The sequence below is a fragment of the Winogradskyella pelagia genome (assembly GCF_017581965.1).
Classification (GTDB): Bacteria; Bacteroidota; Bacteroidia; order Flavobacteriales; family Flavobacteriaceae; genus Winogradskyella; species Winogradskyella pelagia.
Genome location: NZ_JAGEVF010000003.1, coordinates 229538 through 245319, shown reverse-complemented (window position 1 = coordinate 245319; position 15782 = coordinate 229538). Strand labels below are relative to the sequence as shown.

The window sequence follows — 15782 nt, the reverse complement described above, 5'->3', positions numbered from 1 at the left end:
TTAATTGGTATGCTTAAATGTACGTAAATAGATTAGCGCTTCAAAGTAAAGTGACTGGTGAAGGTTCTGCCATCTTGCAAGGTTATACTAAACCAATAGTCACTTGTTGGCATTTTTTCACCATTGTAAGTGCCATCCCAACCTATACCTAAAGGATTAAGCTCTTTTAAAAGTTTTCCATACCTATCAAAAATGAGAATTCTTGAATTAGGTTGAAATTGTTCTGATACTCCTTTTATTTGCCAAAAGTCATTATAGGTATCGTTATTAGGCGTAAAAAATTTAGGAAATCCAATCACAGAAATATCTTCCTCTGCAATACCACAATTATTCTTATCTCTTACATAAACTGTATATAATCCAGGACTTAAATTCTCAAAAGTATTGTTGTCTTGGTAAGGACCGTTAATATTTTCAATCGCATAGTCGTAATCACCTTCACCTGAAACAAAAACGGTTACCGTGTTATTTTCTGTGGCATCAACGATTTCAACATCTGTCACTGTAGCGATATTAGATGGTAGCACGGTTATAGTCCTGGTTTTAGAACAGCCATTGGTATTAGATACGGTTACGGTGTACGTGCCAGGCTCATTAACTTCTATTTCAGTGGTATTTTCTCCTGTTGACCAATCGTAGAGGTAATTATTGGGTATATCGTTTATAACCCCACCGTCCAATATAATGGGCTCAGGAAAAAAATTAAGGCAGTATAAGGTCTCAAACTCTGTTTCAATATTGGGTAGTTCAAAAACCGTTAATTCAATTTCACTAATGCCGTAACAAGCATTAGAATTTTCAACTCTTGCAAATACTGTCTGGTTATAGGCTTGAGTATTTGTAAATGTGCTGTTCAGCGCATTGGTCTCTAAAAGAGCATCAGAATAGGTTTCGAAATACGTAATCACCAAGCCAGCAGGAGCACCCGCTAAAATAGTATCATTAGCATCGGCTAAATTAAAAGTGGTAAATCCATCCTCTGATCCATCGTCATCACAGAGCCCTAAACTAGCATTATTGGTTTGGGTGGCACTAACCTCTAATAACACCTCACTCATATTTGTACAGCCCGAGATATCGTTGGTCACCTTAGCAAATAATAATTGAGGATTCTCAAAATTTTGAAAATTAGACCCATCGATGGCATTGCTGTTATTATCAGCATCCATTTGAGACAAATAAAAATCAATGGAAACATCAGTGGCTCCAGCGATGATGTCGTTAGCTATTTCGTTAAGATTGAAACTCGTAAAGCCTTCTGGGATGCCGTCCTCATCACATTGAAACAAGCTTGCATTGTTGGCGATTGGTGCGTTGTTGATGATTAATGGAAAACTATCTGTACTATAACAGTCGGTATTGAGCGTGTTTTCAATTCTAACGAAAATTGTTTCATTTGCCATACCAGAATTGGTGTAAAGTAAGGGTAATGGATTATCGTTATTATCAGCGTCTGTTTGGCTAAGGTGAAAACTGACGGCTGTTTCAGTTTCACTCTGGCTACCTCTTACCAAAGGAATAATTTCATTAAAATCAACTTCGGCAATGCCATCCGTGATATCTCCGAGATTATCACAGAATTCAACTGTGTCATTTTGTATCACCTCTGGTGTGTCAAATATTTCAAGCTGAAACGAATTGACATCAAAACAAGCATTATTAGCTACATTATCAACTCTAACATAAATAGTCTGTGGATTGCTTGTATTTACAAATGGAAAGCTTATTGCATTTGTATTACTATTAGCATCAGCTAGTCTTTCATAGTAGCTCACTCTAAATTGATTAGGGTCTTGTGCTAACAAAGCCTCACTGTCTTTATTGTTAAAATCAAAAGTTGCCTGGTCGTCATTACCTGCATCATCACAGACTACAACATCAGTTAATGGATTGGCCACAGGAATATCAAAGATGCCAACCACAGCACTGCCTTCAATAGGGCATTCGCCATTATTGGGCTCAATAAAAACTTCATAAAATCCAGGCGTATCTATGACTAATTCAAATCCAATTTCTGGTAAAGGACTACCATTAAAGGTCCAGACATAATCTGCTCCAGGAATATCATCAGCACTCAAAGTATAGGTATCGCCATCACACAATTTTAGTTCAGTTGTGCTTTCACCGTTTCTTATGATATCTATTTGAGAATTAAATAAGGATTGTATGAAAGGAGGTAAACCAATTCTGCCAGTGTTTTGTCCATTACCGTTTACGTCTAACAAAACACCTTGCTCTTGGTAATCAGCAAATAACCCGTTTGCCTCTGGATTATTAATAACACCTAAATATCGAGATACTGCTGTATTTCCAGAAAAACTAAATTGTGCTCTATAGATTCGTCTGTCGATTCCTAGTTGCAATGCTCCAGCACTAATGGAATTAGACGTATGAATAACTTCTAGGGAATTTGGGATGTCTGGGCTTTCCAAGTCCCACTGTAATATTTGACTGGCGCCATTCCCAGAAGGGCCAATCCCAATGGTTGCGTAGGCTTTTCGGTTTTCGGCTGAAAACTCTACACCGTATGGACTATTATTATTTTGAGCACTATAAAGTTCTGAAGCATTTGTAACCTCGCCCGTATCATTATTAAAATCGAATAACCAAACACTACCACCAGCATCGCCTGCAAGGGTCTGTGATTCTCCATAATGCGCCACTAATAATTTAGAGCCATCTGGTGAAGCTTTAAGATAGCCTAAGGCATTTCGTCTATACCCTTCATAGGGAATATAAGGTCCAACTGTTGATATCACAGGTGTTGTATTGACACCAATATCGTCTACCTTGAAAGCGTAGAATTTATCTCCAAAATGGGTAACAACCCAAATGGAGGAGCAATCATTAGCACCTACAGCAGTAATTTTTTCAGAACATTTAAAGTCACTCTGAATTTGAACAGTTGGGTCGTATGTAATAAGTGGAATATTTTTTTCTACGACGTCAACGGCACCTAAACCACCATTATCAGTAATGTTAATTCTAGAATACATCAATCCATCATTAACACCATCGTTAGCAGTCTGCCCAGGTAGACCTGCAGAGTTGTTGTGATGTGGTTCATCAACTGTAAATATATAATAGAAATCTGGATCTTGCGGCTTTGGCACGATAACGCCTGAAGACGTACTAGAATCGTCACCGCGAAGTCCAGTGCCATTTAACATCACTTGGTGATTACGGTTCCAAACGGTACTTCCGTCTGAATAAAACAAAAGATTTCCATTTTGGTCTGAAATCGTAGTACAGCCTTCCAATGTATTAAGAGCGCCATTAGTTACGCCAGTTACTGTACCAGCTTCAGCATCAAAACGCACGCCGGCATTAGCACCAAAATACCAAAAGGAGGCTTCATTTTGGCTTTGAGCCAAAAAACTGAACATTAATAGGGTAAGTAGACAAGTAATTCTTATCATAATATCTTCAAAAAAGGCGCTGACTATGCGTTCCCTAAGTTGATTTCTTAAGGAATAATTAGATTTTCATAGCAACGTTTTCAAAGATATTATAAATCTCTCTTTTTTAGCAATCGATAAGACAAAAAGATAAAAAGTGCAGACCAGCCAACGACAATTACTATTTCATACCAATGAACCGCATAGTCATAAGCCATTTCAGTTTTCTCTGGGAATTTGGTCATTACAATACGTTGAATAGGTTGGTCTATTAATTTGTACATGGACTCTAAAGGCATAACGTTTTTAACCTTGAAGGCATCGTCACCGTTTCCAAAGATTTCATAGGCACCCCAAAACACGAGCCACTCTACGATATAAAGAACCACAAGAAAGGCTAAAGCAAATGCCGATCGCTTCACCAACATCCCAAAGAACAAACAGAGACTAAAGAAACCTACGAGCTTAACAAAATAGGCCAATAAGAACTCTATTTCTCTAACCACAATAGATGCTTCTGTATAACTCGAGTAGTACATGCCAATAAAAAATGTGGCCAATCCAATGAGTAGCGTTGCACAAAGCGAAAAGAAGACAATAGTGTAAAATTTAGAAAGAATAAATTCCTTTTTACTTAGGCCATCAATAAGATTTTGTTTTAAGGTTTTATTACTGTATTCATTGCCTATCATACTCACTACGACGATAGCAAAGAAAAATTTAAAATAAGAGGCAAAGAAGGTGGTGATATGCCAAATAATAGGAAAATTGAATATTCCCAGCTCACCAAGTTCTAGGGTAAAAAATCCAAAAAAGTTGATTTTAATAGAGGATAAAACAAGTACCGTAAAAGGAAGTATAAAGGATACGAAGATTAGGGCTCTACTTACCTTGTTGAGCCATAACTTCTGTAATTCTAATTGTATGAGACGTAACATAGTATTGATTGGTTAGGCCAATCCAAATTATTGGATTAAGCTGTTTTTTGATTGGATTCTAAATTGTCAGTTAACTGAAGGAACTGCTCCTCTAAGCTTTCTTTTCGTTTTACGAGATGTGAAAGTACTATACCTTTATCGAACATTACCTTATTAAACTCTGGTGCCGACATAGGCTCAGCAAGAAACCCTGTGATGAGTTCACCTTCAACTTTAACTTTACTGAAATTAGGATGTGTTTCTAAAAGATTCACCAATTCGTCGTGTTTTTCGCATTTCAGTTCAAAAAAGCCATGGCTGTTAATCATTTCATCAACGCGGCCTGAATACAACTTTTCGCCTTTTCGCAATACTACCACGTGTGAACATACCTTTTCCACCTCGTCCAATAAGTGGGACGCTAATAAAATTGTTGTACCATTTGCGGCAATGTCTTTAATGATTTGCCGAATTTGGTGTATACCTTGTGGGTCTAAACCATTGGTAGGCTCATCTAGAATAAGTATTTCTGGGTCGTTAAGTAGGGCAGAGGCTATAGCTAAACGTTGCTTCATACCCAAAGAATAGGTTTTGAACTTATGGTTTTTTCGGTCTAAAAGACCAACAATTTCTAACTTTTCCGCAATTTTACTATGGTCAACACCCTTGATTTTACAGACCAGTTTTAAGTTCTGTTCTGCTGTCATATAAGGATAAAAGTTAGGGCGTTCTATAATAGCACCAACTTGCTTTAAGGCATCATGGGTTGAGGTGTTGCCATCGAACCAAAGGAACTCGCCCGAGGTTTTATTCACCACGTTTAAAACGATACCTAGGGTAGTGGACTTACCACTACCGTTAGGTCCAAGTATGCCATAAACATTACCTTTGTTAATGGTAAAGCTCAGGTCCTTTACTGCAGTAAGGTACCCAAATTTCTTAGTGAGATTTTTAATTGTAAGGATTGGCTCCAAAGTGGATTGGTTTTTTGATTAGTTATTCATAAGACGAGTGAACTTTTTTTTTGTTACAAATCAATGGAATCTGAACTTAAAAGAAAGCTATTAATTAAGGTTTTGACAGATTTTTTAAATACTAACAATTTTTTTAATTTTGAGTTAAACGAATGAAGATGAGTTACATCCTCAAACCATTTAGACATATTTTTGATATTAAAGGCAAGGCCAGTCTAAAAGAATTTTGGTATTTCTTTTTGTTTACCTGGTTTGTCATTTATCCTGTTTGGATTCTTATCCGTGGACATTTCGACCTAAGTAGGGCGTTTGAATTTTGGGCACGAGTTGCTTTGTGCATTCCGTTAACCACTTTAGGATTTAGACGTTTAAATGACGCAGGCTATAACAAGTGGTTGTTTTTGGTGCCAATTGCAGGCGTTTTATTGGCAACAGCTCCCAAAAATTCTAATTCAGAAAGACAGAAACCATTTTGAAGGATAGCGTCTAATTCCAATTTTCGTCAAAATCGAGATTCTCAAAGTCATCCACATCCAAATCGTCTTCAAACTCGTTAAAATCATCTAAGTTTTCGGCTTCAAAGGATTTTTCTGGTGCACTATCTGGGATTTGGCCATGCACAAACATGAGGTTAGGGTAGTCAGTACCTTGAGCTTCTTCTACAATTTCGGCCAATTCTACGTAGAAGGTCCACATGTTTAAGAAGTCGTAGACATAAATGAGTTTGGGTGACGCTTCGTGCGCAACGTCCTTAATTATGGTACTGGCCATTACTTTGACTTTATTTTCAGCTTCGCTCATATCAAACATGGCAATTTCCTCACCTTGGTTCCATTCTTCATCACTGATATAAAAAGATGCCATTTCCATACCATCAAAACCAAAGGATTGTGTGATGATATTATGTAGGTCTTCCATAGTGTCACTCTCGCGAATTTCTAAATCGCGGAATACATCTTCTTCCTTGGTATCGTTGTCTAAGATGACTCTAAATCGGTATATCATGGGTGTGTTTTCTAGATTAAATATACAATTTAAGTTGCATTTAAGGTGGTCTTTATTCTACTGCTTTCTAAAATAATATAGAATTGAATGCCTATTAAAATAGCAGCAATCAATAGATGAATCGGTTGTGTTGAGAAAGGGAAATTAAAATAGTACATGGCAATTCCGGTTACAATTTCAAGGCCTATGCAGAGCATAACTAAATTTATTTTGTTGTAACCAAGATGCATAGTTCTATTAGTCCAAAATAGCCATCCATTTAATAAAAGTACAGCAATGGATAAGCTGCGGTGTACATAAAAATTTATGGGAGCCAGTTCACTGAAATCCCAATTGAGATAGCCACTTAATTTATTTTGAACATCTACAAATTGTCTCACCTGTGTTCCTAAAATAATCTGAACTAAGGTCAATAGGGTGGCAATAATAATAATGTTTCTGAAGGGTAAATTAAATTTTTGGTTCTTAAACTGAGATTTAGCAATGAAAATGAGATATAGTATAATGGCAACGATAACTAAAGCCATCACCATGTGCGTTGTTATTTTATAGGGTGCTAAATTAGAATCCACAACAGTTTTTCCTAACCACGCTTGGAAACCCATGCCGAAGACGGTTAGCAAAGACAGAATGAGAAAGCGTTTCCTGTCTTTCCATAACCATATAGCCATTATGGTAAATAGAAGTATGGGCAAACCAGATAAAGCTCCGAGTAACCTGTTAATATATTCTACCCAAGTATGAACTGGGTTAAAAATGGCATAATCATGCGCTGTGTAGGTCTCCCAATTAGTCAGGTCTAGGTTGTCTCCTGAAACAAAATCTGTTTTAGCGACTTGTAATTCCTCATTAACAATAATTACAATCCCTTTCTCATATTGGTGATTGGGTTTAAACTGCAAATCTTCAACGTCTGTTGGTGGAATATAGTATCCAAAACATTTGGGCCAGTCCGGACAGCCCATTCCAGAACCTGTCATTCTTACAATAGCACCTGCGGCTATTACTAAATAGACCAAAACCAAGGCTACTTTTGCAGTCTTCCTAAATCTCTTTTTCATCATCATAGCTTAATCCTAATTCTTTTCCCTTTTCTAACATCAGTTGGTACGCGGCACTGTGCTCATTTGGAATTTTACCATCCAAAATAGCTTCTTTTATGGTCTCTTTTATGGTGCCTATTTCGCGAGACGGCTTTAAATTAAACGCTTTCATAATTTCTTCTCCAGTTACAGGTGGCTGAAAATTTCTAACTCGGTCGCGTTCTTCAACCTCAAGAATTTTTTCCCGTACCACCTTAAAGTTGTTGTGATATTTTTTGAAGCGTTTTGGGTTTTTTGTAGTGATATCCGCCTCACAGAGCGTCATTAAATCCTCAACATGGTCACCAGCATCAAAGATGAGGCGCCGCACGGCAGAGTCCGTAACATCCGATGCTAATGCAATCGGTCTTGAGCTCATTAAAACCATTTTCTGAACAAATTTCATTTTCTCATTCAATGGCATTTTAAGACGTTTAAATAATTTGTATGTCATTTTTGACCCTACAAACTCATGGGCATGGAAGGTCCAACCCTGTTTTTTGGTGAATTTTTTCGTTGGTGCCTTGCCAATATCGTGCAATAGAGCGGCCCATCGTAACCACAGATTGTTAGTTGTTTTGGCAATGTTATCAACCACTTCTAAGGTATGGTAGAAGTTATCTTTATGGCGTTGACCTTCGACTTCTTCAATACCCTTAAGAGCTGTGAGCTCTGGTAACATAAATTCTAAAAGTCCCGTTTTTTCTAAAAGTATAAACCCAATTGATGGATGTGATGTTTCTAGAATTTTGTGGAGTTCAACTACAATACGCTCTTTGGTAATTATTTTAATTCGATGCTTGTTTCTTTTTATAGCATTAAATGAGGCTTCATCTATTCTAAAATTGAGTTGTGTTGCAAACCGAATAGCACGTAGCATACGCAAAGGGTCGTCACTAAAGGTAATATCTGGGTCTAATGGTGTTTTAATCAAACCCTTTTCGAGGTCCGAAATACCATTAAAAGGATCTAATAGGTCACCATAGTTGGCTTCATTGAGGCTTAATGCCATTGCATTAATGGTGAAATCTCGTCGGTTTTGATCGTCTGCTAAGCTACCTGTTTCTACAATGGGATTTCTACTATCTTTATTGTAGCTTTCTTTTCTTGCTCCTACAAATTCTACATCGATATCATCATATCTCAGCATTGCAGTACCATAGGTTTTAAAAATCTGAACTTTTGGTTTATGAGGTAAGGATTCGGCAACTTTCGATGCTAATTCAATACCACTGCCAACGGCGACAATGTCAATATCTTTAGAATGATCACGTTTAAGTATTAAGTCCCTTACAAACCCTCCAATGACGTAACAATCCACACCAAGCTCCAGCGCAGACTGGGATACGGACTTAAAAATATCTTTATGTAAAGCGTGCTTATAATTCATTTAATCCGACTATGTTTTGATTGGGATGTCGTGGCTTAATAAAGCCATGCAAAGATACGATTTAGGCTTTACCTAATGAAATGGGATTTGGCTGAAATATCAGTAGTAGTTCTGTGGAATTTCATTAACTTATTAAGGATGGGTTACTTCCGGATTATCTTTAAAATAATCTTCCACAAGGATTAGAGGGATATGCTTCACCTTAAATTTATTATGGTGCACGTAAAGAGAAGTTAAGCGTTCTGCCATAAACGCAAAAACGCGTTTTTGATAAGGGTCTTCGTTTGGGACCTTTATTTTGGCCTCTAATGCAAATAACACGCTAAACATCCATTCTGCGTAATCCATCATCCATTTAGATGGTGCAATAAACATATTACACATGTAAAATTTGTTGTAGCTATTATATAAATGTAAGTCAATGCTTTGCTCATATTCTGGATATAGCTCTTTTATAATATCCATACAGGTATCCCAGTCTGAAGTGCTGTGATGGTGTCTGTAATCTTCAGCTATGGTTGCAGGTTTTTTATTTACAGTGTAGGTACGCAGAGGAGGTAAAATTACATCATGATCCTGCAGCCAGTTGTTTATTATGGCTATACTTTTGGCTTCTTCTTTTTCAATTTTTTTTAGAAGCCTATGGTTTGATTTGACCTTTTTTTGCACCTTTTTTATTCTACACAGCCAGTTATCCTGAAATAGATTGAAGTAGCGTCTGTAATGCATTAGCCCTACAACATCTTCATCAGCAAAATTTTTCCACATCCAGTACAAGGCACTCATTTCACTGTAATTTGGATTTTTTTCAGTTATGTGGTCAGACCCTGAGTTGTCTAGAAAATAGCTTTTATCAATACGTTGCTCGGTATTCCCAGCACCAACCTGTATAGGCCGAATAATATTATTTTCTATTATGGATTTGTCTTTATGTGTAGCGACTAGAAGTTTCAAGCTTTTTGGGTATTAATGTTAATCGGTAATATGGTACAATGGCATTTCCTTAATTTTGAAATTGTGATGCCAAAAATACATGGCAGTCAATCGTTCTGATATAAAACCAAAAATTCGTTTTTGATAATTGTCTGTTGGAATGTCAATACGCCTTTCTAATTCAAATAGCACATCAAATAGCCATTTATAGTAGTCATTAAAAATGGTCTTAGACGCTATAAACATATTTGCCACATAAAAGCGCGAACTATCATCTAGGTAGCTTGTTATGCTATCCTCATATTTTGGGTATTTTTCTAAGATGATTTGTTTTGTTAAATCAAAATCCTCCTTTCTATGTCCTATGGCATAATTTTCAGATAGAGATACCTTTTTTCCTTCGTGACCAACCGTATAGTGAATAGGTAAAATTACATCGTAATCTTTGAGGATTTTCTCTATATGTTCTTCTTGTTTTTTTGGTGTTGTCCTATATAATTTAGATTTTTTGAATTTATCTAAACTAACACGTTTTTGTGTTGAAGGTGAAAAACTCAGTAGATTTTTGTAAAGGTTAAAGTAGCGTCTGTAATGACAGAGTCCAACATAATCGGCATCATGGTAATTTTTGGCAATCCAGTAGGCTGCGGTTAACTCGCAATAATTATCATTTTTACCAGATATATTGTCACCAGTATTATCTATTAAAACAGCGTCATCTAAATGTTCCTCGGTTCCTGGATTAACTCTAATCGTTTGGTAGAGGTCGTTAACTAAAGGAGGAACTGGTTTGTGGGTGACAACAAAAATTTTTACCATTAGCTACGAATTGAAAGATTCAATTTCTTTTTTAACCTTACTGAGGCTTGAGCCTATTATTTGGTGCATATCATAATACCTATATTCTGCAAGGCGCCCACCAAAAATAATGTTGGGTAGGGTGCTCGCTTTATCCTTGTATTTTTTATAAACAGCTTGGTTCTTTTCGTTGTTAATAGGGTAGTAGGCCTCCATCCCTCGCGTCCATTTTTGCGGATACTCTCTAGTTATAACCGTGTGGTTTTGTTTTCCAAACTCAAAATGCTTATGTTCTATGATTCTTGTATAAGGCACGGTCGAATCATTGTAATTTACAATGGCACTCCCTTGATGATTTTCTTCTTCTAGGATTTCACTTTCAAACTTTAGAGAGCGGTATTCTAAATTTCCAAATTCGTAATTAAAAAACTCATCTATTTTGCCTGTAAAAACAACTTTGTCTGCAAGAGCGTCTAATTCTGCTTTATTTTCAAAATAATCTACATTGGTCTTAGTGTCTATATCTTTAATCAATCCGTCGATAATAGCATTATAACCACCTTCAGGAATGCCTTGATACTTGTCATTAAAATAGTTATTGTCAAAGGTGTATCTTACAGGTAAGCGCTTTATAATAAAGGCTGGTAGCTCAGTAGCTTTTGTTCCCCATTGTTTTTCGGTATACTCTTTTATAAGCGTGTCATAAACATCCTTTCCAATCAATGAGAGCGCTTGTTCCTCCAGGTTTTTAGGATTTTTCACACCATATTTCTGTGCTTGTTCCTCGATAATTGCCTTAGCTTCCTTTGGTGTTTTTACGCCCCAAAGTTGATAAAAGGTATTCATATTAAAAGGTAAATTGTACAATTTACCTTTAGACATAGAAACTGGTGAATTTATATAATTATTGAAAGTTGCAAATTGGTTGACATAATCCCAAATGGCTTTGTCATTAGTGTGAAAAATATGAGGACCATATTTATGCACGTTGATACTTCTGACATCTTCACAATAGACATTACCGCCAAGGTGAGAGCGCTTGTCAATTATTAGGGAAGACTTACCAACTTTCTTTAATTCGTGTGCAAAAACACAACCAAAAAGACCTGCTCCTACGATTAAATAGTCATACGTTTTCATACGTGGCTAAAATAATAAGAAATTTGTGGTTTGTAGAAAGAATACGCTAATTTTGTTCGCATGAAGATTCAGGTTGGCTTCTTAGTTTCTTACGATTATGAGCTTTTAAAAAATGCTATCCCTCAGGTTTATGAGTATAGTGATACTATTTTTTTAGCTGTTGATATCAATAGAAAAACATGGAGTGGAAAGCCAATTGAGATTGCAGATTCTTTTTTTGATTGGGTAGAATCATTCGATGTTAATGACAAAATAGTCATTTATGAAGACGACTTTTCAAAACCAGAGCTCACAACTATGGAGTGCGAAGTCCGGGAGCGTAAAATGCTCGCAGACCAAATGGGTATGGGTAATTGGTTGATACAATTAGACGCGGATGAGTATTTTATAAACTTTAAAAAGTTTGTAGGTTTTTTAAAAGCAAAGAACCAATTATTAAAAAACCCTGAGATTAATCAAGTACAAATAAGACCATTTCATGTTACACTTTACAAAAAGATAGATAAGGGGTACTTGTACGTTAATGAAGCTACAAAAACCTTTGTAGCGACCAACTATCCAGACTATAGAGTAGGGCGTAAGACCAAAGGAAGGGTTATTTACACCAACAGTTTAATTTTGCACGAATGCTTGTCTCGCAAGCGGGAAGATTTAGTTTTTAAATTGTCTAATTGGGGCCATAATATTGATATAGATTTAGATGGTTTTATGAAGAAATGGGACACTGTTAACGAAACTAATTACAAAGAAATGACGGGTTTCTTTTACATGGAGCCAATGGTCTGGAAGCACTTAGACTTTATTGAAGGGTCTACAATCAAAGACGTACTCAACAACTTTAAAGGGCAAAAAGAAAAGGCATTATATAAGTCTCAGTTTTATTTGTTTAAGAAAAATTTAGGACAGTTTATAAAATCTGTATTTAAATAATTAGTTGAAGTCAAGTTTAGTCATATCAACCTATAATTGGCCAAAGGCGCTTCAACTTGTTTTGAAAAGCCTGAATGCGCAGACACGAATGCCAAATGAGCTGATTATAGCAGATGACGGCTCTACAGGTGCTACTAAAAAACTTATTGCGGAGTTTAAGAATACAACTAAAATTCCTGTTAGGCATATATGGCACGAGGATAATGGCTTTAGAAAAGCAGAAATTTTAAACAAAGCTATTGCACAATCCTCTGGAGATTACATTATTCAAGTGGATGGCGATTGCATTATGCATCCTCGATTTATTGAAGATCATTTAGGCTTTGCCCAGAAAAACACGTATTTGTATGGTAGCCGTGTAAATATCCAACACAACCATTTAGAGCAACTTTTTTCTGATCATCAGACGCGTTTCTCCATGTTTAGCAAGGGTATAAAAAAAAGGACTAGGGCTGTTCACCTCCCGCTATTGAGTTATCTCTATTTAGCCAAGCACAAGCATTCTAAAAAATATAGAGGTTGTAACACCTCATTTTTTAAGTCGGATTTTATAGCTGTAAACGGGTATAACGAAGATTTTAAAGGTTGGGGAAGAGAAGACTCTGAGCTCGCCATGCGATTTTATAACGCAGGCCTACGATCTAGACGATTGCGTTATAGAGGTATTGTTTACCATATTTACCACTACGAAAAACCCAAGGATAGGCTTGCGCTAAATAATGACATAGAGCAAAACACAATAAAGATGAAATTGGTTTGGGCAGAAAATGGAATTAATAAATACATTAAAGAATAGATGATAGTTGTTAGGTTAAGAGGAGGTCTAGGAAATCAATTATTTCAATATGCCATGGGTAGGCGCATAGCGCTACAATATAATACTGGTCTTAAGCTAGATTTAACCTCTCTTTTAAAGAAAAGCAACAGCCCTAGTGTAACAAATAGAGAATACCAACTTCATATTTTTAATATTGAAGAAGCGTTTCTTATACATCCGAAAATTATAAGCTTTCTGAATAAATATAAGCTCAACTTCGTTGTGCAATTAATAAAGTTTGTGAGGTCACTAGGCTGTGTTAAAGTGAAGGAAAAATCATTTACTGTTGATCATAATTTAATTACAACGCCCAAGAAAGACGCAATTTACAGCGGATATTGGCAAAGCGAAACTTATTTTAATGACATTGAAAGCCAGTTGCGTAAGGATTTAGAATTTAAGGAGGTTCTTTCTCCAGAGGCACAGCTATTACAAAATAAAATAAAAGACGTTACTGCAGTTTGTGTACATGTAAGACGAGGAGATTACGTGGGTAATGGGTACTTTCAAACTATGGATAATAATTATTTCAAAGCAGGAGCAGATTATCTAACGAGTCATAACGAGAACTTACATTTTTTCATTTTTTCTGATGAGCCAGAGTGGTGCAAAACCAATATAGATTTAGGCACAAATTTTACAGTTGTAGATTATAATACAAATGGTATTAGATATAAAGAAGACCTTGAACTCATGGCAAGTTGTGATCATTTTATTTTATCACCAAGTAGTTTTTCTTGGTGGGCCTGCTGGTTAAGTACACATGAAAGAAAAATGGTTGTTGCACCAAAAAAATGGTTTCCGGATGATACCGTAGATACATCGGATTTAATTGGTGAAAGTTGGAAAAGAATTTAAGTCTAGATGCAGAATAAACAAATTTATATTAACTATAAACCTAATGAGGAGCGATTAGATTACATTGTCAATAACTTTGATAATGAAGGAGAAAACTTTGGCAATCAAGATAGGAACCAGCTCAAATTATTCAAAGTCAATGACATCACTGCGAACATAAAATCCTTTAGAGTTCCTAATTTTATTAACCAAGTCGCTTATCGGTTTTTTAGAAAGAGCAAGGCTCAACGCTCTTATGAATACGCTTTAAGATTATTGAAACTCGGTATAGGAACACCGCAACCTGTAGCATTCTATGAATATGTAACGTCGTGCTTGTTTAAAAAAAGCTACTATATTTCGGAGCATCTGTCTTACGATTTAACTTATAGAGAATTGACTTTAGACTTAAACTATCCAAATCATGAGGAAATTCTAAGGGCATTTACAAGATTTACTTATCATTTACACGAAAAAGGTGTACATTTTTTAGACCATTCGCCAGGAAATACACTCATAAAAACAAAAAACAATAAGTATTCTTTTTATTTGGTAGATTTAAACAGAATGGAATTTAAAACTCTTGATTTTGAAACTAGGATAAAAAATTTTTCTAAACTCACGGTTCATAAGTCTATGATTGAAATAATGAGTGATGAGTATGCTAAATGCTGTAATGAAGACTATAATCGTGTGTTTGAACTTATGTGGTCTTCCACAAAAAAGTTTCAGCAGAAATATTGGCGTAAAATAAAGCTTAAGAAGAAACTAAAATTTTGGAAAAGATAACCTAAGCTTTTTTCTTAATAAGTTCCCTAAGTTTCACATATTTTAAAAATGTAATATTTGCTGTTTGATAACAAATCATAAAACCATTGAAACCATCTAAAAATCCTAATCGCAAAAAATAGGATTTAAAAAAAGCCCAAGAGGGATTCCAAATTATTTTTAGCAAGGATGCGGTCTTCCCCTCTTTAAAATAAGCTGCAGCAGCAATTGTAGAGAAGTATTCAGTTTTTTTATTGAACTCTGAATAGGATTGGTAGGTGTGGTGTAATATGTCTCCTTTGAGTTGTCCAATCTTATTTTTAGGATTGTGCAACACAATATTATCGTGAGGGTTAATACCTTTCCATTCTGCTTTCCTTCTATCGAAAACACGAAGTTTTTTGTTTGGGTACCAGTCTGAGTGTTTTATCCATTGACCGCAAAAGTTATTAAGTCTATTGCAGTAATAACCATCAAAACGCCAGTTTGATTTTAGATGCATTATCGACTGCCTTAATTCCTCTGAGAGCAGTTCGTCTCCATCAAGTGAAACAACAAAATCATTAGTGGCTTTATTAAGTGCAAAGTTCTTTTGCTCTATATAGCCCAAAAATTTTTGTTCAATAAACGTAACATCGTAACTGTTGCAGATGGCCTTGGTGTTATCAGTAGAAAAGGAATCGACAACAATGATTTCATCAACGACGTCCACTAAAGATTTGAGGCACTTTGAGATGTTTCTTTCCTCATTGTAAGTTATAATCACTCCCGAAAGTCTTATCATTAAAAATAA

At 35.9% G+C, this 15782-nt stretch carries 15 protein-coding genes; 5 read left to right on the top strand and 10 right to left on the bottom strand.

Annotated elements, in window-relative coordinates:
• Positions 1-32: 32 nt before the first annotated feature.
• The 3 genes from J4050_RS05560 to J4050_RS05550 form a co-directional block, all read right to left on the bottom strand.
• A complete protein-coding gene (locus tag J4050_RS05560) occupies positions 33-3419 on the bottom strand; it encodes an FIDD domain-containing protein (RefSeq protein WP_243878557.1) in 3387 nt (1128 codons plus the stop codon).
• Positions 3420-3508: 89 nt separating this feature from the next.
• Positions 3509-4336, bottom strand: a complete 828-nt coding sequence (locus J4050_RS05555) for an ABC transporter permease (protein ID WP_208153106.1) — start codon at positions 4334-4336, stop codon at positions 3509-3511.
• A gap of 35 nt (positions 4337-4371) precedes the next feature.
• Positions 4372-5289 carry an ABC transporter ATP-binding protein gene (locus tag J4050_RS05550; RefSeq protein WP_208153104.1) on the bottom strand — a complete coding sequence of 306 codons (918 nt, stop codon included), beginning with the start codon at positions 5287-5289 and terminating at the stop codon, positions 4372-4374.
• A 158-nt stretch (positions 5290-5447) separates the two neighbouring features.
• On the opposite strand from J4050_RS05550, the gene J4050_RS05545 reads away from it, so the two are divergent.
• Positions 5448-5765 carry a DUF805 domain-containing protein gene (locus J4050_RS05545; protein WP_208153102.1) on the top strand — a complete coding sequence of 106 codons (318 nt, stop codon included), beginning with the start codon at positions 5448-5450 and terminating at the stop codon, positions 5763-5765.
• Positions 5766-5775: 10 nt separating this feature from the next.
• Here J4050_RS05545 and J4050_RS05540 read toward each other — a convergent pair whose 3' ends face one another.
• From J4050_RS05540 to glf, 6 genes are all read right to left on the bottom strand, one after another.
• Complete coding sequence (locus J4050_RS05540) at positions 5776-6294, bottom strand: IS1096 element passenger TnpR family protein (RefSeq protein WP_208153100.1); 519 nt, start codon at positions 6292-6294, stop codon at positions 5776-5778.
• 29 nt (positions 6295-6323) lie between these two features.
• A complete protein-coding gene (locus tag J4050_RS05535; protein WP_347879103.1) occupies positions 6324-7361 on the bottom strand; it encodes a COX15/CtaA family protein in 1038 nt (345 codons plus the stop codon).
• Positions 7339-8766, bottom strand: a complete 1428-nt coding sequence (locus tag J4050_RS05530; protein WP_208153098.1) for a CCA tRNA nucleotidyltransferase — start codon at positions 8764-8766, stop codon at positions 7339-7341. Before J4050_RS05530 ends, J4050_RS05535 begins: the two co-directional genes overlap by 23 nt.
• 132 nt (positions 8767-8898) lie before the next feature.
• Positions 8899-9720, bottom strand: a complete 822-nt coding sequence (locus J4050_RS05525; RefSeq protein ID WP_208153096.1) for a DUF4422 domain-containing protein — start codon at positions 9718-9720, stop codon at positions 8899-8901.
• 18 nt (positions 9721-9738) lie between these two features.
• Positions 9739-10518 carry a DUF4422 domain-containing protein gene (locus J4050_RS05520; RefSeq protein ID WP_208153094.1) on the bottom strand — a complete coding sequence of 260 codons (780 nt, stop codon included), beginning with the start codon at positions 10516-10518 and terminating at the stop codon, positions 9739-9741.
• A 3-nt stretch (positions 10519-10521) separates the two neighbouring features.
• A complete protein-coding gene (gene glf, locus J4050_RS05515) occupies positions 10522-11637 on the bottom strand; it encodes a UDP-galactopyranose mutase (RefSeq protein ID WP_208153092.1) in 1116 nt (371 codons plus the stop codon).
• A 60-nt stretch (positions 11638-11697) separates the two neighbouring features.
• Here glf and J4050_RS05510 point away from each other — a divergent pair, with 60 nt between their 5' ends.
• The 4 genes from J4050_RS05510 to J4050_RS05495 are packed head-to-tail and all read left to right on the top strand — an operon-like array spanning position 11698 to position 15010.
• Positions 11698-12567, top strand: coding sequence for a hypothetical protein (locus tag J4050_RS05510; RefSeq protein WP_208153090.1), 870 nt, complete (start codon positions 11698-11700; stop codon positions 12565-12567).
• Positions 12568-12571: 4 nt separating this feature from the next.
• A complete protein-coding gene (locus tag J4050_RS05505) occupies positions 12572-13363 on the top strand; it encodes a glycosyltransferase family 2 protein (protein ID WP_208153088.1) in 792 nt (263 codons plus the stop codon).
• Positions 13364-14242 (top strand): alpha-1,2-fucosyltransferase, encoded by an 879-nt coding sequence (locus J4050_RS05500; RefSeq protein ID WP_208153086.1) that lies wholly within the window; start codon positions 13364-13366, stop codon positions 14240-14242.
• A gap of 6 nt (positions 14243-14248) precedes the next feature.
• Positions 14249-15010 (top strand): lipopolysaccharide kinase InaA family protein, encoded by a 762-nt coding sequence (locus J4050_RS05495; RefSeq protein WP_208153084.1) that lies wholly within the window; start codon positions 14249-14251, stop codon positions 15008-15010.
• A gap of 1 nt (position 15011) precedes the next feature.
• Here the strand turns inward: J4050_RS05495 and J4050_RS05490 are convergent, their stop codons facing one another.
• Complete coding sequence (locus J4050_RS05490) at positions 15012-15773, bottom strand: glycosyltransferase family 2 protein (protein WP_208153082.1); 762 nt, start codon at positions 15771-15773, stop codon at positions 15012-15014.
• Between the last annotated feature and the right edge of the window lie 9 nt (positions 15774-15782).